The following is a 20,090-nucleotide window of genomic DNA, read 5'->3' on the forward strand; positions in this document are numbered from 1 at the left end:
CGCGAGAACGTAGGCGTTGGCAACTCGTTGAGGGCCTGCTGCTGCCGTGCGCTGAGGCGAGCCACGCGCTGCGCGCATATCCTCGGCCTCGCCAGAGGAGTTGGCTCAGCAGGCCAGGCCGGGCCTGTTGATGTTTGAAGAGCGAACGTTCGGAGAAATGACGGTCCAGGGCGAGCTGCGCCATCGGCTCGCGATCTACGTAGTGGCGGCGCAGCCCCGCGGCGCCGAGCGCGTCGCTGGCCTGCAGCCGCTGCAGGCCGTCAGTCAGCACCGCGCGCACCGCGTCGGGCAGCGAGGCGCCGGGAGGGCGCTGTTGGGCTACCTGCACCAGGCGCCAATCGGCCAGGCGCGTCAGTGCCAGCAGCCCAGGGTCGTCGTGGTACGCGTGCAGCGCCTGCTTGACGAGCGTCAGCCACGCCTGGCCGCTGCCGGTTTCAAGAGAAGAAGGCATACGCATAGGCAGACGCTCCTCAGCAATGCGGCAATGGAGATAGAGAATCGTGCGTTCATTATAAGGGCAGATTGCACTCGCCGTCAAACCACGCCCGCGGCGTTTGGCTGTATGCGTGCAGAAAGAGTGCAGTCTTTGTGCAGTCCAAATGGGCGTAGGAGGTATACTGGGGTGCGGCGTACATGCAGAGGATGATTGGTGACAGCGGGGCGGGCGGGCGGTCTCTTGAGAAGTGAAGGTGAAGGTATACTATGTCTACACAACATGATGACCAGAAACGAAGAACTGATCCGTGGGCGTTTCTGCCCATAGCAATCAGCGTTATCTCACTGTTGATTAACCGTCCATGCGTGCCTCGACTGGCCGGCATGACCTCCGGCGTGCTGCTTGTCATAGCTTGGATTTTGTATTCCTCCGGCAAGGGGCAACCCTCCGAAGGTCGCAACGGTCGAGATCAGGGTAGTGCCCATTCTAGCAACCCTTCCGCATCACCTCTGCCAACTAACTCGTTGGCTAAATTACGAAGGACCTTATCATTCGTTTTAGGTACGATCGGTTTGGTCGCATGCTTCATATTCGTTTCCCCTGAGCCCTTTATCACTGACCAGGCATTTGGGATTCCTTTCCTATGCCCAACACCAACGCCAACACCAACGCCAACGGCGACACCAACGCCAACGCCAACGGCGACACCAACGCCAACGGCGACACCGACGCCAACGCCCATCTACAGTTTCGACTTCGAAAGCGGCACCCAATGCTGGCAAATCCGCTGGCTCGATGGCGTGCCATTTGGAGTTGCTGGCAGCGAAAGACAGACTATCATGACCTGCCCCACTTGCACCCAATCCAATGCGCTCGAGTTCCAGGTTAATCTCAAAACGGCAACCCAGAACAAGGCACACATTGAACTCTCGACAGAGCACGGCTGCACTGTGCCAAGTCTGATTCCCGCCACGGCGACGTTCACAGCCTGGGTATACCTGGCTGACAATGCACCTGGGGGTTTGCAGGCAGAATTCTTCGTCCAGGACACCAAGCAACACAATTGGGCCTGGTACTCCAGCCAGACGCCGGTCGCGTTTGACCCCCGGCAAATGGACACAGGTCAAAGGGACATGGGCAGCGGGTAATTGGACCAATCCTGTACTCAAGATTGGCCTCGAGATCAAGCCGACAGGATCCATTTCCGATCAGCAATTCATGGTTCGCGTGGATGATATTCGTATCTGGAAATAACTGCATAATACGAAGTGTTTTGAGAGGAGCAAATGGGCGATGAAAAAAGTCCTTTTCGCTGGTATATCGTGCATCCTTATCTTATGGGGAGGCATGTGTGCAACAACGTTGTCGGCAGAGAGTGCATCGGTTCAGGGCGATGATTTCAGCGCTCCCGATGCTGTCGTCTATCAATTCGACTTCGAGTCAACGAATCAGTGCTGGGCGATCCGAACCCTCAACGGCATCCCATTTGGGATACCAGGCAGTGAACAGGTAGTGAACGGCACCTGCCCTGGTTGTTCGGGCACAAAATCGCTTCAATTCCAGGTTAACTTTCAGGTTGCCAACGAGCACAAAGGGCAGATCGAGTATTCGTCTGAACGCGGATGTTCGATTACACGATCAATTCCCGCGAGAGCAGAATTCTCGACCTGGATTTACCTGGAACAGGACGGACCTGGAAATCTGGAGGCGGAGTTCTGGGTGCAAGACACGGATGCGCATAACTGGGCCTGGCACGCCAGCCGGCCAACGGTGGCTTTGCAGCCCGGTCAATGGGTGAGGTTAATCGGGGAAGGGTCGTGGACGAGTAACGCCTGGTTCAATCCTGTGCTCAAGTTCGGCATCGAGATCAAACCCACGCCTGGTACGGCAATCCCGCCTGGCGTCATCCCCATTCAGGTGGATGACATTGTCATTTCCGAACGAACCAGCCTGCACGATTTCGACTTCGAAACCGGTACGCAGTGTTGGCGTATCCGCAGCCTGAACGGGACGTCGTTTGGCATTTCTGGCAGCGAGCGCGCAGTCACCGGCACCTGTCCCACGTGTAGCCCTACCCACTCGTTCCAGTTCCAGGTCAATTTCCAAACCGCCAATGATCACAAGGGGCAGGTGGAGTATTCGACGGAACGCGGATGCCCGTTATCTTCAGCGATTCCTCCGAACACCCGGTTCTCAACCTGGCTCTATCTGCCGCCTGGCGCGCCTGACAACCTGGAAGCTGAGTTTTTCGTGCAGGATACGTCTGCCCACAACTGGACCTGGCATGCCAGCCGGCCTACGATTGACCTGGAACCCGGTCAATGGGTCAGACTGGTTGGTGAGAATACGTGGACGAACGGCTTCTGGGCCAATCCAGCGTTGAAGATCGGCATCGAGATCAAGTCCGAAGCCGGTACGCCGATTCCTGGCGGAATTGTCACTGTGCAAATGGACGACGTCAGGTTGACTACGCCAACCCCACCCACCTTGCGTCAATACCTGCCTTCTATCAGGACACCTGCGACGCTCCCCCTCGTTACTTGGGAGTATCGCGGCGCCAGTGTGGCTGGGTATTGGGTCAATGCCTATGATCCAGCCGGCAATGCCTATCAGACGGTAGACTACCTGGCCAGTGTGGGCGTAGACACGATGGCCGTCGTCACGACCTGGTTCCAGGATACGTTGACAGACACCGTGATGTATGCCGACCCGCACGCTACGCCAAGTGATGGTCAACTGGCCGCGCTGATTGACTACGCGCACAGCAAAGGGCTGAAGGTCATGCTGAAACCGCACATTGACCCCCTGACCGGCTGGCGCGCCAACTTCAACCCAACTGATCCGGCCGCATGGTTTCAGCACTTCGAGAACGATTTCATCCTGCACTATGCGCGCCTGGCAGAAGCCCATCATGTGGAACTCTACTGCCTGGGAGCCGAGCTCGACTCGATGACCGCGGCGACCTACGAGGATGAATGGGAGGACATCATTGCCGATGTCCGGGCCGTGTATCATGGCAAACTCACCTACGCTGCGACCGAAGGCAAGATCAGGGACAGCGATTTATCCGTCCACTTCTGGCAGAGCTTAGATTATGCCGCATTGACGGTATACTTTGGCGTGTCACAGGTGCGGACACCGGTCGTGGATGATGCGGTGCACGCCTGGTTGAGTTCGCAGTACAAAGGATTCCTGGAACAGTGGTACGCCCGGCATGGCAAACCGATCATTTTTGCGGAGATTGGTTATCGCAGCATTGACTTCGCCGGCGTGGAATCGTGGCGGGGTGAAGGCCCCTAATGGCTGTAATGCGGGCGGGCCAAACTACCCCGCATGTTCCATCGCCCACAACAGCGCCGGGCAGGCCAATCAGTACGAGGCGCTCTTCCGTTTGGGGCGACAACCCTGGCTGGCGGCATTTTTGCCTGGCAGTTCGAGCCACGCGCGGGATGCACAGGCATCACCGGCGGCGTTGGCAACACCGACTACGCCTTCTACGGTAAGCCGGCCGGCCAGGTTTTCCACCATTGGTTCGGAGCCTCTGACCCGCCTCCCGCGCTGACCTACCCTAATCTCACCGCACCACTGATTGACCACTTCAACTATGTGGATGGCGCCAGCGCGCAGCGCACCTGGCTGGTGCAAAGTTCGGGCAGCATGGCGTTGACGGCCGACAGCGCAGTCTATGCCCCGGTGACGGGCAATTCATGGTCTACCCGTATTCAGAGCCATGTGCCGGACGACGATCCTCGCTACGCCCAGTTGGTTGGTTACTTTTGCGAGGGTCATCGTGATTGGAGCCAGTATCACAGCCTGGAAATCTGGGTGCGCGCCGACGGGCTAAGAGGCGAACCGGCCGGAAGCGAGTTCTCGATTGCCCTGATTGACTCGCGCTCACAGAGTCGTGAAATCTGGCAGTCGAGCCGATTCCTGGACCGCCGTTTCATGCCTGAGCAGCCCAATGGCTGGATCCGCGCCCGAATTTCGTTGACAGCCGGCAACGATCGTAACCCCTGGCGCCACCCGACCGATTTCGTCGTACCAACCTGGGAGACCGTTCAGAATGGTCAATTGAATCTAAACGCCCTGCGCGGCATCTGGATCAAGACCCTCACCGCGCGCAATCCCAGTCAATACCCCGACATCATGATTTGGGTGGACGAGGCAACGGCATCCCCTGACCCGGTATCGGTCATTCCTGCCCCGACATTGCCTGTTCTCGACGCCGTTGAATATGCCAACAGCGACAACGCTCGCTTCGTGTGGAAACGCAACCCGGACTTGACGGGTACCCTGACTTTGACGATAGATCCCACGCAACGCGCGCCTGTTGCCAACTCGACGCGTTCCCTGAAGATCGAGAGTAACATTCCATGCGCCAGCGGCGGCCTGGCCACGGCCAGCAACTACCTGCTGGGCGGGCCGTATGACCTGCGTGGCTACCGTTCGCTCAATCTACGGATTCGGGGTGATCAAGTCAATGCTTCCCCCTATGGCGGCGAATTCTCGGTGATCTTGATTGACAAAGATGGCGAGAAGTGGCAGGCCACGCGCTGGCTGGATCGCACGAGTGGGTCCAATGCACCCAGCACATACAACCGCTGGGATTGGGCGAAAATTTCCTTGACTGCGTCCACGGCCGATCGCGAGCCATGGTACCATCCGGCCGACTTTGTGATTCCCGAGTGGGAGACGGTTCACAATGGCGTGCTCGACCTCGACCAGGTGCAGGCGATCGTCGTCCGTTCGCGCACCACGGATACCGACTGTGCCCACTACCCGCGCCAGGTGGCCTGGATTGATCAGCTTCAAGCATCAACCAATGTCGTTGCCCCGCCGCCGTTGCCTGCGCTCCCGGTGATAGATCACTTTGAATATCTGGATGATGACATTCTGCGTATCATCTGGAGATCTGCCAGTTCCGGTCAGGTTGTGATCTTCAGCGATGCCAGCACCCATGCCCCCGTGCCCGGCAGTACTCGCTCCATGAGAATCGAGGCGCACGTCCCAACCGCCGATGACCGTTACGCGCAAGTATGCACCAATTTCCTGAATGGGCCTCTCGATTTCAGCCCCTATCATCACCTGGACATCAGCGTCCGTGGAGATGGCGTCAATGCTCCGCCGTATGGGGGCGAATTCTCGATCATGCTCATCGAGTGGGATGCCGCTGTCGAGAGAAACGATGGGGAAAAATGGCAGTCGAGCCGGTGGTTCAATCGCACGAGTTCCTGGAGCACTCCCCTGAGTATCGGTCTTTCGGGGAGCGGTCAGGGCGATCCGTGGGATCACCCCAACGACTTCATCGTACCGAGTCGGGAAACGCGCTACGATGGCGTCTTGAACCTGCACTCGATCAAGGGTGTCTGCATCAAGGCCTTGACCACTAACCAATCGAGTGGGAACTATCCTGATTTCAGCGTCTGGGTGGATGAATTGAAACTGAGATAGGGTAGGCATTGACATCATGGTTTTCGATTGTCTGCGGACAATGATACCCCAGAACAAGGGAGGGAAATATGCAACCGTTAGCGACCGTCTTATCGTCCGGCATGGCTGGACAAGCGAACACGTGGCCCATAGTCAGAAAGAGATTGTTTGGCACATGGTTCAACATACTCGCTCTCGCAGTCGTTATCGCACTTGCCGGGGCCTTGGCTGGCCCGGTAACAGTTAGCGCCGAACCGGCTGAGCCAGGAGACCCCAATGGCCCAGTACAAGTTATCGAAGGCCCTGTGATGATCACGGACACCATGCCACTTGAACCAGAGGACCCCTGCTCGGTGTCCGGTTTCATTGGCGCCAACGTGACCTGGAGTCCCGCGACCTGCAATCCTTACATCATGACGGGCAGCGTCATTGTGATGTCAAGTGCGACGTTGACGATCGCGCCTGGGACGCGGGTGGAGGTGACGAGTCTGAAGGCATTGACGGTGCAGGGGACGTTGGTGGCCCGAGGGGTAGACGGCAATCCAATCGTGTTCACGTCGAACGCCGCGAGCCCGGGCAAGGGGGACTGGGGCTACATCCATTTTGCCGATTCGAGCACAGACGCCACCGTGGATGCCAATGGCAACTACGTGAGCGGCTCGATCTTGCAGTATGCCACCGTGGAGTATGCGGGCGGGGCCAGCATCAACGACAATGGCGCAGTTCGCATCGAGGCTTCTTCACCGTACATTGACCACAATACGATCCGCCTGAGCAGAACGGACGGCATCCACGCCTGGAGCAACGGCATACCGTACCTCTTCAACAACCAGGTGCTCAACAACGGTATCCCTGGATCAACTTCCGCCAAGGGCATCTACGTCGATAGCACGGGCGCCACCACCATCAAAGCCAATACGGTGCAAGGCAATACGTACACCGGCATCGATGCGCTCTATGGCACGCCTGCCCTGCACGACAATATCGTCACCAGCAATGGATACCGTGGTATTTCGGTCAGTGGTGCAGTCAGTACCATCAGCAACAACACCGTCAACAACAACAGCCAGGGAGGAATCTCCTTTTCCGGCAGCGCGTTCACCATTGACAACAACCACGTCAACGGCAACTCCGGACCCGGCATCTACGCCTTTGGAACGGGCAACATCTCCGCCAACACGGTTACCAACAACACGGATTGCGGTATCTATCGTGGTGGTAGCACCGGGGATGTCGTTGGCAATACGGTGACCGGTAATAGTACACCATATTACGGCGCAGGAATTCACTTCGATTCAAACGGCGATATCCGCGACAACAGCATCACCAACAATACAGCCGGATTGTATGGGGGTGGCATCTGGGCTACACTCAACAATAGCGGCGGCCAGATCAGCAACAACACCATTGCCAACAACTCAGCCGACGCAAGGCGGCGGCATTTATGTTTCAGGCTCCGTCGCCATTCTCAACAATGCCATCATCGGCAACTCCGCCCCCGCCGGCGGCGCGATCTACTCAGGTTACTATTCCCCCTACGGTTGCAGCGGCGCTGTCACCGGCAACGACATCACTAACAACAAGCGGCCCAAAACCATAACGGCGGCGGCCTCTACCTGGGTAACGGCTGCCGCCCCAATATCAACGACAACGATATCTACGGCAACTCCGCCGGCAGCCCCTCCCTCCTCAACGACATCTTCAACGGTAACCACGTCGGCTTTGACGTCAATGCCCAGAATAACTACTGGGGTACGACCGATTCGAACGTGATCGAGGAGCATGTCTGGCACTTCTTCGATGACTCCTCCTTCAGTATCGTAAACTATTATCCATTCCGCGCCGAGCCGGTAACCACGCCAGATTTCGATCTGGACGGTAACGGTGTCGTGGATGTTTTGGATGTCGTTGTCATTGCTGGCGAATGGGGCGCCACAGATGCCACTGCTTTGTTATTGTACGACTTCAACCACAACAGCATCGTCGATATTGGCGACATCATGCTGGTGGTGGGGCATTTTGGCCCTGTAGCACAATAACGATCTGTATCGCTGGTTAGTGGAAAGGATGAAGCGATACCAATCGCGTAAGAATCGTTGATGTGGCAACCTGCCGATAGTCTCTGCGCAAGCGAAGCCAGTCGCAGAGATAGTTGGCACGAGGCCACGTTGGCAAAGTTACCAACGGCAACCGTTCCGGCCCTGACACGTGGGGAAGCGAGGCTTAGCGCCGTGAGCGGTTGCCGATCTTTTTGCATCCGCCAACTTCCATCACTCGTGCGCAGCCCGGTCCCTCGGCTGCGCACAGTCCCTCGGGAGGTCAATGGGGCAGTCGACGGAGTCGCTGGATCACGAAGGCGCGAAGGGACACTGGATCACGAAGGCGCGAAGCGACGCGAAGGGCACGAAGCGCGAAGAACGCGAAGGAAGGCTCCACCATGTATGCTCAATCTTGTCACCGCAGGAACCCCTTCGTGCTTCGCGTTCTTCGTGCGCCTTCGTGGCTTCGTGATCCAAACCCTTTCGGCATCGAGGCGGACTGGCGGCCGGTGGCAACGGCGGCGTGAACATCGTGGATATCCTGCGCGTGGCCAGTCAGTTCGGTCAGTCTGCGCCCTTCCCGCCGCTGCGGCCGGAGGTGCAGGGCTAACATTCGATCTACCTGGTGATCGCCATCACACCAACGACAACCGTTCCGGCCCTGACACGTGGGGAAGCGAGGCTTAGCGCCGTGAGCGGTTGCCGTTTCCTTGGCATCTGCCAACTCCCATCAATCGTGCGCCGCCCGGTCCCTCGGCTGCGCACAGTCCCCCGGGCTGTCAAACCGGCCGGCAGAGTGACCCAAGTCAAGCTGCGGGCGGCCCGCTACGACCGTTTCGTCACGCTTGTACATTGGCGGCACACGCCAGCTACCCGGCGAATCCAACCACCTGCTGTTTTCGGCCTCTCCGTTCCCAGAAATTTGGCGCCATCGTGCAGCCGTAGGCCAACGAAACTATTTCCAAGGCGGGCGGTTGACGCGAATCAGTTTGCCAATTAGAGGTAAGGCCGCAGCAATCGCTTGATCAATTCTCTGCGCCTGACCTGCATCAGGCCTCTTCATTTTCACGGATAGCCTGTTCGATTTCACCGGGGTGTGCCGCCACATAGGCCCAGGCGTTACGCAAATCGGCCGGTCGCAAGGTTGGAAAGTTGCTGAGAATGCGTTCCTCCGACCATCCCAAGCGGCGGTAGCCTGCAAGCGACCAGACCGGGATGCGCGTGCGGATAATACAGGCGGCGCCACCGGCGATGTCAGAACTCTTCTCGATTCCCGGCCAGGTGTGAGTCAGATCAGCGACCAAGACCTGCAGCAAATGCAATTTATCCGGCATTGGCAATGCCAGGAGCTCGGATTCAAGTTGAATTGTCAACATGGCATCTCTCCTTTGCTTATGTTTTGCCTCTGCGCGAGAGTATAGCAGTCTGGACAAGAACGATCAAGATGGTTCCAAATTGGTATGAATTTTGGGGGTCTGCAAATCGGGTCAGTTTGCCCTCGGATCGAGTGCGTCAGCCAGGCTGTCGCCCAGGGTGTAGAGGGCCAGCATGGTGAGGCCGATGGCGATGGCGGGCGCCCAGGCGAGGTGCGGGCTGCTGCGCACGACGCTGAAGCCGTCGCTGAGCATCAGGCCCCAGCTCGGCGCGGGGGGCAGCAGGCCGATGCCCAGGAAGCTGAGGCCGGCCTCGGCCACGATGGCGCCCGGAATGCCCAGCGAGAGCATCACCAGGAGAATGCCCGACAGGTTGGGCAGGATGTGACGCCAGAGGATGTGCCAATCCGCGGCGCCCAGGCTGACCGCGGCCGTGATGAACTCCGCCTGTTTGAGGCGCAAGACCTGGCCGCGCACGAGGCGCGCGGCGCCGGCCCAGGAGGTGATGGTCAGGGCGATGAGCAGGCTGCCGAACCCGCGGCCCAGGATAGCCATGAGCGCGATCAGCAGGAGGGTGGTGGGAAAGGCGTAGAAGACATCCACCACGCGCATGATCAGGCCGGCGCTACGACCGCCTCTGTAGCCAGCCAGGCAGCCGGCGCTGACTCCGATGAGCAGGATGGGCGCCTGGCTGACGAAACCGACGGCCAACGAGAGGCGTGCGCCAAAGAGCAGGCGGCTCAGCACGTCGCGGCCCTGCTTGTCGGTGCCCAACCAGTGTTGCGCATCGGGCGGCTGCCGCACATGATCGAAATCAACGTCGAGCGGATCAAAGGGCGCAAGCCAGGGCGCAAGCAGGGCAACGGTTGTCAGGACAACGAGGAAGATCAGGCTGGACAGGCCCGCCCGATCATGCCACAAGCGTCGGGTGATGCTGCGCCAAAGGATTCTCATGCGTCCATTTCTCCGCGTGCCGCCGAATGAATTCGGGGCGAATGGGCGTTCCGCCGCAAGGTCGGCCGCCGCCGACCGATATCGCGTCCACGCAGGTGGACGCCCGGCGGAACGCCCATTAGGCGCGATTTCAATCGCTCTCGCTTGCGGCGGCCGATATTGCGTCCACGCAGATACACGCCCGGCGGAACGCCCATTAGGCGCGATTTCAATCGCTCTCTCGCTTGCGCCGACCTAATCGGTCGGCGTGAGGCGCAGGCGCGGGTCGAGCAGGCCGTAGGCCACATCCACCAGCAGGTTGAGCAGAATGACCAGGCCGCCCGCCAGCAGCGCGCCGGCCATGATCAGCGGGTAGTCACGGTCGGCCGCGGCGTAGACAAAGGCCGCGCCCACGCCGGGGATGTTGAAGATGGTTTCGACAAAAAACGAGCCGGTCAGCAGATGCGCCAGCAGCGGGCCGGCCAGGGTCAGGGCCGGCAGCAGCGCGTTGCGCAGAACGTGGCGGCCCAGCACATGCTGCGACGGCAGGCCCTTGGCCCGCGCGGTGCGGATGTAGTCCGCGGCCAGCACCTCCAGGGTTTCGGCCCGCGTAAAACGGATCACCACTCCCAGCGGCCCCAGGGCCAGCACGCAGATAGGCAAGATGGCGCGGCTCGGCGCGCCCCAGCCGGTTAGCGGCAGCCAGTGCAGACGCACGGCGAAGATCACCACGCACAGCGTCGCCAGGACATAGATCGGAATAGCTGACCCGGCCACCGCCAGCAGGCGCGCCATTTGATCCGGCCAGGCGCCGCGGCGCGCGGCCGCGGCGATGCCAAGCGGCACGCCCGCGCCGAGCGCCAGTACGGCCGCGGCCAGGCCGATCGGCGCGGAAACCGGCAGCGTGCGCGCCAGCACCTGCTGCACGGTTTCGTTGCGGTAGGTGTAGGACATGCCGAAATCGCCCTGCAGAACGCGGCCAAGCCAGCGCAGATACTGCACGGCGATGGGCTGATCCAGGCCGTAGAGCTGCCGGTAGCGCTGGCGCATCTCCAGCGGCACGCGCGCGGTCTGATCGGGGTCATCCAGGCCAAATGGCCCGCCCGGCGTCGCGTGCGCCACGGCAAAGGTGAGCACGGAGAGGAGCAGCAGCGTCAGCAGCGACTGCCCGAGCCGGTGCAACCAATGCCGCCAGGTGGGGCGCGGGGGTTGGCCGCTCATGAGACCAGCCGTACCTGTCGAAATGCCGGCGCGCCCATGCCGTTGATGATCAGACCTTGCACGGCCGGCTTGATCAGCCGGTGGCGCATGACGTAATACAGCGGAATGATCGCGGGGTCGTCCAGCACCAAGATGCGCTCGCACTGCTGATAAAGCGCGGCACGCTTGACAGGGTCGAGTTCTCTTGATGCCTGGCGTACCAGGTCATCGAACGTGCGATTGCTGTAGATCAACTCCGGCGCCGTTTTCCAGAGGTCGGCCTGCGGCGGGGGCGTGGTGTAGAGCACGGTCATGAAGTTATGCGCATCGGGATAGTCCGCGCCCCACAGTTGGCGGTAGAAATGAGGCCGCAGCGGGCGCTGGGTGCGCCAGGCCTGCCGTGCGCCTGCCTCGGTCGGCGCCAGCTCAGTGCGCACGCCCAGGTTCTCCAGGATCATCGCCTGCAGCGCCTCGAACAGCGTCTGGTAAGTCTCATTCTGCTCGTACTGCCAGTAGACCAACGGCACCTCTTTGCCGCTCGCATAGCCGGCCGCGGCCAGGAGTGCGCGGGCGCGGGCCGGATCGAACGCCAGTTCGCGGCCGGTCTGCCCGTCATGACCGAGCATGTTGGGCGGCAGGAACTGGTAGGCCGGCTGGCCGATACCTGGCAGCACCTTGTTGCACAGGGTTTCGCGATCAATGGCCAGGGCGAACGCGTGGCGCATGCGCACATCGGCCAGCGGCTTGATCTGCACGCTGAGGCGCAGATGCATGGTGGTCAGCTCGGCGTTCGCTTGCAGCTCCTGGCTGAGGCGGGGATCGGCGCGCACGCGGCCCAGTTCGGCCACCGGCACCTCGACCATGTCCAGCTCACCGGCCTCGTACGCGCTCAGCGCGGTGCTTTCCTGGCGGATCATGTTGACTTCTAGGCGGTCCACGCCCGGCGCGCCGCCGTGATAGCCGGGATTGGGCGTGAAGACCATCTGTTTTTCAGGAACCCACTCCACCAGGCGGAATGGGCCATTGCTGATCACGTTTTCCGGCTTTGTCCAGGCCTGGTCGCCGGCCTTTTCCACCACCTGGCGCGGCAGGGCCATGAAGCTGGGCAGGGAGGCCAGGTTGATGAAGTAGGCTGACGGATTTTCCAGCGTCACCTCCAGCGTCAGATCATCCAGGGCGCGGACACCGATGCGGTTGGCGTCGGTGGTCTCGCCGGTGTAGAAGGCGCGCGCGCCCTGGATGTCCACGAGCTGCCAGTACTGGCCGCCGCAGTAGAGCGTGGGCGCCAGGTTGCGCTTGATCGCCCAGGCAAAATCATGCGCGGTTACGGGCGTGCCATCGCTCCACGCCACATCCTTACGCAACCTGAAGCGCCACACCGTGCCGTCGTCATTGATCTGCCAGGAGGCGGCCAGATCAGGCGTCGGCTGCAGGTGCGCGTCCAGCGCGATCAGCGCGCTGAACATCAGCGAGTTGATGAAGTAGCTGTGGTAGGCTCCGGAGCAGCCGGGATCGGCCGCGGCGCCAATATCGCCGCGATTCAGCGGCATGTTGATGCGCAGGACGCGGGGTCGCGGGGTCGCGCTCGGCGCTGGATTGATACGCGAGGCGCCATCCGTAACCGGTTGGCAGCCGGCGATGAGCAGGGTGGCCGCGCTGGCGAGGGACGCACGCAGGAATTCACGACGGGTCAGGTTATGTTGGGTCATGGGCGAAGATCATCCTCCAGAGGGACCAATGCGAAATAGGAACGTAACTCTCCTTACCGCCGCTGCAGGTTGCGGCCGAACAGGATTTCGCGTGCGGCAGCGCCATCAGCACGGAGCAAACGCCAATCCGTCGAAGACCTGGCAGCGAGGATCGCAGGGTGAGGCCATCGAGGGGATGCAGTTTCACGCCGCGGGGCGAGGCGGATGGGGACCTGCCAGTGACGGATCACGGCACGATCACGACGGCCGCGGTCATCGCTTCGGTCGTCGTCGTGCGTTCGGCGATGCGCGGCTGGTTGGCGCGCTGATCGAAGATGACCAGCCAGCCGGTGTCCAAGCTCAAGCCAGCCAGGTAGGCATCGAGCTGGCTCAGCCCCTTGGTCAGCGGGTCAGGTTCCTCGTCGCGCCAGGTTTTCAGTTCGATTGCCAGCCGCACCTGGCCATAACGCAGCAGAATGTCCAGTCGCCCCATGCCCACCGCGTACTCGCGCTGCAGGCTGCCGCCGCCGTTGACCACCCGGTGCAAGAAGGCCATCAGCACCAGGTGGGGCGCGACCTCGTGGTAGGGCGCGCTCTTGAGCAGCGCCTGCCCGTGCTCACGCCAGAAGGCCAGGAATGCTTCCAACAGGAGCGCCGGCTCTAACGTGCCGTCCAACCTGAGCCAGATGGGGGCGATGCCCGGCAGCGTATCTTGCGTTCCCTGCGTCAGCACGCGCGGAATGACTTCGCGGTAGATCGGGTTGGCAATCGTCAGCCGGCCCGCCGGGTCACGGCGCACCAGGCCAAGGTCCAGCAAGAATCGGCGGTCGTCTTCGGGCACATCGCCCAGCGTCTGGCCGGCGATCATCGGCTCGATGATGCGACGCACGCGCGGCTCGCGCAGCCGCTCGGCCAGGCTGTCCAGGTGCGTATCCTGCCGTTCGATCAGAATCTCCTTCGCTTGTTCAATCGTCTCAGGCGTGATCGGCTGCGTTCGATCCGGCACGAGTATCTCCACCGCCTGCCGCCCCAGGGCATTGACCAGCCAGGGCTGGCCCTGCGTCAGCTCAAAGACCAGCGCCGTGGCTGCGGGTGTGAACACCTGGCCCGTGTCATCCGTATGTTGTTGGTACAACGCGGCCACGTCCCGAAGGGTAAAGTTCTCTAGAGTCAATGAATCGGTCTTGATGTTGAAGGGACTGGCGGTGTGCAAACGCTCACTCCCCCCCGAAGCCACCTTGTAGTCGCGCACGTCGCGCAGGCCGATCAGGGCGAGCGACCAGGGAAAGAATTCTGGCCGGCGAAAGTAGCCTTCACGCAGCTGGCGTAGAACGGCAACAAGCGCTTCGTTCTGCAGCGCATCAATTTCGTCAATGAAGATGACCAGGGGGCGCGGCGATGCCTGGGCCCAGGCATCGAGCGCAGCCGCCAAGCGCGTGCCCGGCTCAGCGCTGGGCCAGGGCGGTGGGCGCAGTTCGGCCGGCAGGAAGAAGGCCGCCGCTCGCTGCCAGGAGTTCAGGATCGCCAGCTCCGCGGCGCCGGGGTCATTGTTGAACGCGGCGCCGACTTCGGCCGAGAGCAGAACGGCGGCGAAGCGTCCGGCCGCGGTCAATGCACGCGCCAGGGCGATCATGGCGGTCGTTTTCCCTGTCTGGCGCGGCGCGTGGATCACAAAATAGCCCTGTTGTTCGATCAGGGGCCACACTGCGGGGATACGCGTCAGGGGAGATAGCATATAGTGAATATCCGGATTGCACGGTCCGGCGACATTGAACCAGCGTGGCATGGCGAAACTCCTCCTGTGGTGGCTAGGCAAGATTATACACCAGTGTGGAGCAGGTAGCAAGCGTCCTTTGGGCCGCATCTGTGCCGGTTGGAGAAAGTCTGCAGTATTTGTGCAGACAGTGTGCAGTCTGAACGTGCGCCGTTGGATGTAGAATAGAAGCAAGCAAGATCGTCAGCTGATTCGGACTTCGGAGAAGACAATGATGTCGCAAGCCACATTCGATGCGGCCCTCTCGCCGGGCCTGCCCGTGCAGATGGCCCTGGCGCGGCAAGCGGCCCTGGCCTGGTGGGCCGCGCAGAACCGGTCGAACGCGTGGTGCGATCAGTGCTGCCGGGCATTGGCGTGGGGTGAAGGGTACCTCGTGCCAGCCGCGCCGGTGCGGGAGCAGATGCGCGCGCAAAATTCCGCGCCGGCCGCCTGGCTGGTGTGCGAGCGGTGTTTATGCGCGTGCAGCACGGTCGGCGCAGGCCATGACAGTGCATGCTGTGAGGAATCTCCTGATGAATAGGCGCCGGCGTTCATGGCGCCCTGGTGATAGCCGGACTGTGAGCCATCTCTTATCGCAGAGAAACAGCCGGATTTCACTGTCTGTGCCCCACGCCCGCTATGAACCTTTCAGTCAGCCCGGCGGTTTCTGAAAGGTGACAATGCGAGCAATGTGACCGATAGGGGGACGATCATGCGATCCAAACAACGATTTTCACTTCTTCTGGGCCTGGCTATTCTTGGCCTGACTCTGGTCGTGGGCGCGGCCGCCGTGGTGGCCATGCGCCTGAACACGTCTACCCCCTCATTCTTTGATGATTTCAACACCTTCGACACAGTCCGCTGGCACAAGGCCGATTGGTGCAATCCACGACCACCCTTCTTGAACTGCTGGCTGCCTGACCATATCAGCGTGGCCGACAGCCTGCTGCAGATTCGCCTGGATGACAATCCCTGCCCGGATGGCTGTCGAGACCGACCGTATGCGTCGGGAGAATATCGCAGCAATGCGTTGGTTGGGTACGGGCGTTTCGAAGCGCGGCTCAAGGCCTCGAATGTCCCCGGCACGGTGACGGCATTCTTCACCTACACGGGACCAAGCGACAACAACCCAAACGATGAGATAGACGTCGAACTGCTCGGGCGCGATCCGACTCGCCTGCAGGTCAATTACTTCACCCAGGGCGCCGGCGGTCACGAAACCTGGATTGACCTGGGCTTCGACGCCTCGGCGGCGTTTCATACCTACGCCATCGAGTGGAAGGCCGGGCGCGTGGCCTGGTACGTGGATGGCGCCTTGCGGCACGAGGAAATCGGCGCACGCGGGCCCCTGCCAACCACGCCCATGCGCATCATGACGAGTTATTGGGCATGCACCGAGGTGGATGACTGGTGCGGCCGCTTCACCTACCCCGGCGCCGCGACGTTCGTGACGCTCGACTGGATTCGGTACACGGCTTTCACCACGCAGTTCCTGCCGCTGGCCGCGCGAGCTTATCCGCCCCCGTGCCAGACCCTCGAAGGCTTCGAGGATATTCGTGACTGGCACGGCGAATTTGGCAATGGCGCCATCTGCAGCTACTCCCAGGACGCCGGTTATCGCGGGCAGGCCATCAAACTGGACTGCACCACCTTCGAGCCTGACGACTGGTGGTTCGTGGCAAAGCCGGTCAATCGTGACTGGCGCGCCGTCCAGGAGCTGCGGTTTTTCTACCGCAAGCAGGCCGGCAGCGCTGATCTGTACCTGGCCCTGCAAGACGCCGATGACGAAATCTGGGGCGTCCCCATCACGGCCGATGGCGCTGGGTGGCAGGAGATTTCGGTGCCGCTGGCGGCCATGACCTGGCGCGATCCGTGGGATCACCAGGGGAATGGCGTGCTCGATCTTTCCAACGTCAAACAAATCCGCCTGCGACACTGGCCTCGGCAACCCGGCCACGTCATCGCCTGGGCCGATGAGCTCCGGGTCTGCCCGGCGCCCGTGACCGCAACGCCGACGCCAACCTGGACGCCAACTCCCACGCCGACGCCAACCTGGACGCCAACTCCCACGCCGACGCCAACCTGGACAGCGACTCGCACACCTACGCCAACCCGGACACCGACGATGACGCCCACGACCACGCCGACTATCACGCCGACGGCCTGTCCGACCGATACAGTTCCTGTGCCCGGCGGCTGCGCGACGATTACCCCGGCCAACACGCCAACCTGGACGCCGACTTCCACACCGACGGCCTGTCCAACCGGCAGTGTGCCCGTGCCTGGCGGCTGCGCAACGATCACCCCAACCCACACGCCAACCTGGACGCCAACGCCGACCCGCACGCCGACCTGGACGCCAACGCCGACGCGCACCCCAACGTCAACGCCGACCTTCACGCGGACTCCGACACCCACACCAACGGCCCCAACCGGCTTGATCGAGGACTTCGAGGATGGATTGGTGGGCTGGTATAGCGATCACAACGATCTCGACCACTTCGACGTGACGGCAGGCGCGTGCCAGGGTAGCCTCGCCCTGCGCATGGGGGGCACGGACGAAGGTAACTCCTGGGTCGGCGCGGCCGTGATCAATGACTGGGCCGACCGTCCGCGTAACTGGCAGGACAAGACCAGCCTGGTCTACTGCGCCAAACGCGGCGAGACCTTGCGCGGCGGCCGTCCCTCCCTGACCGTGACCATTCGGGATGCGAACGGCAACGCGCTCGTCATCCACCGCGACAACGATCAGTGGTTGCCCTGGCCGGGAGGCGGCTGGCGCACGATCGTCGAAAACGACGCCTGGTTGGAATACTTCATTCCGCTGCGGCATGAAGCTGGCTTCGACTGGACTCATGTCGCCGGTCTACGCATCGAGCTGCGGCGCACCTATGCCGGGAGCAATCAGTGGGATCCGAATCCAGACGATGAGTACCTTGACCGGATTCGGCTGCAGTGACCCCCCGGTACAGCTCGGCGTAGATAGACCCATGGTTCGTAGTTGCGACTTCAGTCGCTTTCCCGCCGGAAAGCACCACTACTAAAGTGGCCACTACGAACCATGGCCCGGCTTCCGCCAGCGTGTACTGGTCGTCGCGCGGCTGGCGTCACTGCGTGAAGGCTTTGAGCGCGCAACGATGCAGTTTTTGTGCAGTATGTGTGCAGTCTCGGGCGGCCAAAAGCAGGTAGAATAGAGATACAAGCGTTTATGCCCGCGGACAGATTTGTTCTCTGTCCTGCCAGTAGGAAAAGGAGGGTCTCATGTCAACCCGCAAACTACTCATCATAGTTGGATGCCTCTTGCTCGCCATCCTGGCGCTCACGGCCCATTTGGCGGTTGCCACGCCACCGGCGCAGGAGTCCCAGCCCACCAAACCCGCCGTGCTTGACAGCAGCGAGGCCGTGATCGTCGAGAACGTTACCCAGGCCCTGGTGACCCCAGGAGGGCTGCAACTGCCCCCAGCGTCAATTGCGGCTATCATGGCCCAGAACTTCGAGGGGACATGGCCGGCGACCGGCTGGCAGCTGATTGACGCCAGCAGCAACGACGGCGGCGATTATCGCTGGGGCAAGCGCAACTGCCATCCGCGCGCCGGAGCCTACGCCGGCTGGTCGGTCGGCGGCGGCGCGCAGGGCAGCGCCCTGGGCTGCAGTGCGAACTATCCGAACTACGTATACACCTGGGCCCTCTACGGCCCCTTTACCTTGAGCAACGCCACGGGCGCGAACCTCGCCTTTCATCTGTGGGGACAATCAGAGGGAGGCACCAACTGCCCTTATGATTACCTGTTTGTGGGGTCGTCTATTGATGGTGCGAATTTTGGCGGTGGTACTGCCTACTGCGGTAGCTGGGCCGCCGGCACGGCGGGCAATAGCTATTACCAGCAAACGCTCGACCTGACCAGCCGCCTGGGCCAAAGCCAGGTTTGGGTGGCGTTTCTGATGGCGAGCGACAGCAGTAACACCTACAACGGGTTCACGATTGACGATGTCTCTCTCAATCTCACCGGTCTGTGCCCTGACGTCGTGGCGCCAGCCGGCGTCGGTGTGGAGGATATTCAGGCATTCGCCAACCATTGGCGAACGGTCAGCGGCGGCGCCAATTGGGACTATCGATTTGACATGAACCAGGATGGAAGGGTAGACATGGTTGATGTGATGTCAGCCAATGCTCAGTTTGGGCACACGTGCGGTGGCGGCGCTACCCCGACCCCAACAAACACGCCAACGCGTACACCTACGCCTACACGCACCCCGACAGCGACGCCGACTCCCACGCCCAAGCCACTTTTCGCCTCGGCACTCTACCTGGATGGTGTGAACGATTACGCCACCGCGCCAGACAGCGCCTCACTCGATTTGGGCGGTAGCGTGGCTGATTTTACATTGGAGGGGTTCTTCTATTTGCCTGATACGTCGCTCACGGGCGCGAGAGTACTCGTGATCAAGAACGACAACTACGGTCTCTATCTCAGCCTGCGCTCGACAGAGCTAGATGTGGTTGCATTCCAGGTCGACGCCGATCCCGTCAACTATGTCCAGGTGCTCGCCTTGTTGAACATCGGCGCCGGTTGGCATCACATTGCCGGCGTGTTTGACAACGAATACACCGCGGCAAGCGATCGCTTCATGATATTCCTGGATGGCACTCGCATCGCCGACCAGACAGGTTACGACCTTGTTTCGGGCGCATACAATTCAACCAGTCCGGTATTGGTGGGCGGGGGTGTCGCCGGTGGCTACTTCACACGTTGGTTGGAAGAGATGCGTCTTTCAAGTGTAGTGCGCTACAGCAACGCCACGTACACGGTGCCTGGCGCACGATTTGCCAGTGATGCGTCTACCCGGGCTCTGTGGCATTTCGACGAGGCGGCCGGCACGATGGTTTTCAATGACTGGTCAGGCTATACCAATACCTTGACCGGCATGAACGGCGCGCAGACTGGCAACCCATAACCGGCGCCAGCAATCAGCCAGCCCACAGGCAGCCGTTCGGGTCATGAACGGTGGGGAAGCGAGAAATATTCAGCACCCGCTACGGCTGCCTGTCAATTGCACGCCAACCTGTTTACGGTTGGGTTGCGGGAATGAGCCGGGTTCATGCCGAGGGGCAAATCAGACATAGCAGGAACGATATGAAAGGAGCAACTATGCAGCAGCGATGGTTCGCGTCAATCTTACTGATCCTGATCGTCAGTCTGGGGGTAGGATGGGGTGTTCATGCACAGAATGGAACTC

15 protein-coding genes are annotated in these 20,090 nt (G+C 61.1%); 8 read left to right on the forward strand and 7 right to left on the reverse strand.

Going from position 1 to position 20,090, the window contains the following annotated elements; translation table 11 throughout:
- On the reverse strand, positions 1–457 hold a 457-nt coding region (locus IPM84_20740; protein MBK9095137.1), incomplete at its 3' end, for a hypothetical protein.
- A 245-nt stretch (positions 458–702) separates the two neighbouring features.
- Here IPM84_20740 and IPM84_20745 point away from each other — a divergent pair.
- The 4 genes from IPM84_20745 (at position 703) to IPM84_20760 (ending at position 7,443) form a co-directional block, all read left to right on the forward strand.
- Positions 703–1,584, forward strand: coding sequence for a hypothetical protein (locus IPM84_20745; GenBank protein ID MBK9095138.1), 882 nt, complete (start codon positions 703–705; stop codon positions 1,582–1,584).
- Between the two features lie 571 nt (positions 1,585–2,155).
- Entirely contained in the window at positions 2,156–3,736 is a 1,581-nt protein-coding gene (locus IPM84_20750; protein MBK9095139.1) for a hypothetical protein, read from the forward strand.
- A gap of 33 nt (positions 3,737–3,769) precedes the next feature.
- Entirely contained in the window at positions 3,770–5,887 is a 2,118-nt protein-coding gene (locus IPM84_20755; protein ID MBK9095140.1) for a hypothetical protein, read from the forward strand.
- Positions 5,888–5,955: 68 nt separating this feature from the next.
- Positions 5,956–7,443 carry a right-handed parallel beta-helix repeat-containing protein gene (locus tag IPM84_20760; GenBank protein MBK9095141.1) on the forward strand — a complete coding sequence of 496 codons (1,488 nt, stop codon included), beginning with the start codon at positions 5,956–5,958 and terminating at the stop codon, positions 7,441–7,443.
- Here the strand turns inward: IPM84_20760 and IPM84_20765 are convergent.
- Positions 7,402–7,650 (reverse strand): hypothetical protein, encoded by a 249-nt coding sequence (locus tag IPM84_20765; protein ID MBK9095142.1) that lies wholly within the window; start codon positions 7,648–7,650, stop codon positions 7,402–7,404. The two genes, IPM84_20760 and IPM84_20765, sit on opposite strands and share 42 nt — an antisense overlap.
- On the opposite strand from IPM84_20765, the gene IPM84_20770 reads away from it, so the two are divergent.
- Entirely contained in the window at positions 7,636–7,905 is a 270-nt protein-coding gene (locus IPM84_20770; protein MBK9095143.1) for a hypothetical protein, read from the forward strand. The genes IPM84_20765 and IPM84_20770 overlap by 15 nt on opposite strands.
- A gap of 1,049 nt (positions 7,906–8,954) precedes the next feature.
- Here the strand turns inward: IPM84_20770 and IPM84_20775 are convergent.
- The 5 genes from IPM84_20775 to IPM84_20795 all read right to left on the reverse strand — a co-directional run bounded on the left by IPM84_20775 (position 8,955) and on the right by IPM84_20795 (position 14,885).
- On the reverse strand, positions 8,955–9,281 hold the full coding sequence (locus tag IPM84_20775; protein ID MBK9095144.1) for a DUF433 domain-containing protein: 327 nt from the start codon (positions 9,279–9,281) through the stop codon (positions 8,955–8,957).
- Between the two features lie 111 nt (positions 9,282–9,392).
- Positions 9,393–10,232 carry an ABC transporter permease gene (locus IPM84_20780; protein ID MBK9095145.1) on the reverse strand — a complete coding sequence of 280 codons (840 nt, stop codon included), beginning with the start codon at positions 10,230–10,232 and terminating at the stop codon, positions 9,393–9,395.
- A gap of 234 nt (positions 10,233–10,466) precedes the next feature.
- On the reverse strand, positions 10,467–11,432 hold the full coding sequence (locus IPM84_20785) for an ABC transporter permease (GenBank protein ID MBK9095146.1): 966 nt from the start codon (positions 11,430–11,432) through the stop codon (positions 10,467–10,469).
- Complete coding sequence (locus tag IPM84_20790) at positions 11,429–13,120, reverse strand: peptide ABC transporter substrate-binding protein (protein ID MBK9095147.1); 1,692 nt, start codon at positions 13,118–13,120, stop codon at positions 11,429–11,431. The genes IPM84_20785 and IPM84_20790 overlap by 4 nt, the downstream gene beginning before the upstream one ends.
- A 226-nt stretch (positions 13,121–13,346) precedes the next feature.
- The gene (locus IPM84_20795) at positions 13,347–14,885 is read right to left on the reverse strand and encodes an ATP-binding protein (protein MBK9095148.1); all 1,539 of its coding nucleotides are present in this window, start codon (positions 14,883–14,885) and stop codon (positions 13,347–13,349) included.
- A gap of 199 nt (positions 14,886–15,084) precedes the next feature.
- Here IPM84_20795 and IPM84_20800 point away from each other — a divergent pair, with 199 nt between their 5' ends.
- The 3 genes from IPM84_20800 (at position 15,085) to IPM84_20810 (ending at position 19,808) form a co-directional block, all read left to right on the forward strand.
- The gene (locus IPM84_20800; protein MBK9095149.1) at positions 15,085–15,393 is read left to right on the forward strand and encodes a hypothetical protein; all 309 of its coding nucleotides are present in this window, start codon (positions 15,085–15,087) and stop codon (positions 15,391–15,393) included.
- 171 nt (positions 15,394–15,564) lie between these two features.
- Positions 15,565–17,811 (forward strand): family 16 glycosylhydrolase, encoded by a 2,247-nt coding sequence (locus IPM84_20805; GenBank protein MBK9095150.1) that lies wholly within the window; start codon positions 15,565–15,567, stop codon positions 17,809–17,811.
- A gap of 302 nt (positions 17,812–18,113) precedes the next feature.
- Complete coding sequence (locus IPM84_20810; protein ID MBK9095151.1) at positions 18,114–19,808, forward strand: hypothetical protein; 1,695 nt, start codon at positions 18,114–18,116, stop codon at positions 19,806–19,808.
- Positions 19,809–20,090 lie beyond the last annotated feature (282 nt).

The organism is Candidatus Amarolinea dominans (assembly GCA_016719785.1).
Taxonomy (GTDB): Bacteria; Chloroflexota; Anaerolineae; order SSC4; family Amarolineaceae; genus Amarolinea; species Amarolinea dominans.

What these genes read in the sequence shown, in the direction of transcription:
- IPM84_20745 (MBK9095138.1), top strand. Translation starts at nt 703, where the DNA reads ATGTCTACACAACATGATGACCAGAAACGAAGAACTGATCCGTGGGCG.
- IPM84_20755 (MBK9095140.1), top strand. Translation starts at nt 3,770, where the DNA reads ATGTTCCATCGCCCACAACAGCGCCGGGCAGGCCAATCAGTACGAGGC.
- IPM84_20760 (MBK9095141.1), top strand. Translation starts at nt 5,956, where the DNA reads ATGCAACCGTTAGCGACCGTCTTATCGTCCGGCATGGCTGGACAAGCG.
- IPM84_20765 (MBK9095142.1), bottom strand. Translation starts at nt 7,650, where the DNA reads ATGCTCCTCGATCACGTTCGAATCGGTCGTACCCCAGTAGTTATTCTG.
- IPM84_20775 (MBK9095144.1), bottom strand. Translation starts at nt 9,281, where the DNA reads ATGTTGACAATTCAACTTGAATCCGAGCTCCTGGCATTGCCAATGCCG.
- IPM84_20780 (MBK9095145.1), bottom strand. Translation starts at nt 10,232, where the DNA reads ATGAGAATCCTTTGGCGCAGCATCACCCGACGCTTGTGGCATGATCGG.
- IPM84_20785 (MBK9095146.1), bottom strand. Translation starts at nt 11,432, where the DNA reads ATGAGCGGCCAACCCCCGCGCCCCACCTGGCGGCATTGGTTGCACCGG.
- IPM84_20790 (MBK9095147.1), bottom strand. Translation starts at nt 13,120, where the DNA reads ATGACCCAACATAACCTGACCCGTCGTGAATTCCTGCGTGCGTCCCTC.
- IPM84_20795 (MBK9095148.1), bottom strand. Translation starts at nt 14,885, where the DNA reads ATGCCACGCTGGTTCAATGTCGCCGGACCGTGCAATCCGGATATTCAC.
- IPM84_20800 (MBK9095149.1), top strand. Translation starts at nt 15,085, where the DNA reads ATGATGTCGCAAGCCACATTCGATGCGGCCCTCTCGCCGGGCCTGCCC.
- IPM84_20805 (MBK9095150.1), top strand. Translation starts at nt 15,565, where the DNA reads ATGCGATCCAAACAACGATTTTCACTTCTTCTGGGCCTGGCTATTCTT.
- IPM84_20810 (MBK9095151.1), top strand. Translation starts at nt 18,114, where the DNA reads ATGTCAACCCGCAAACTACTCATCATAGTTGGATGCCTCTTGCTCGCC.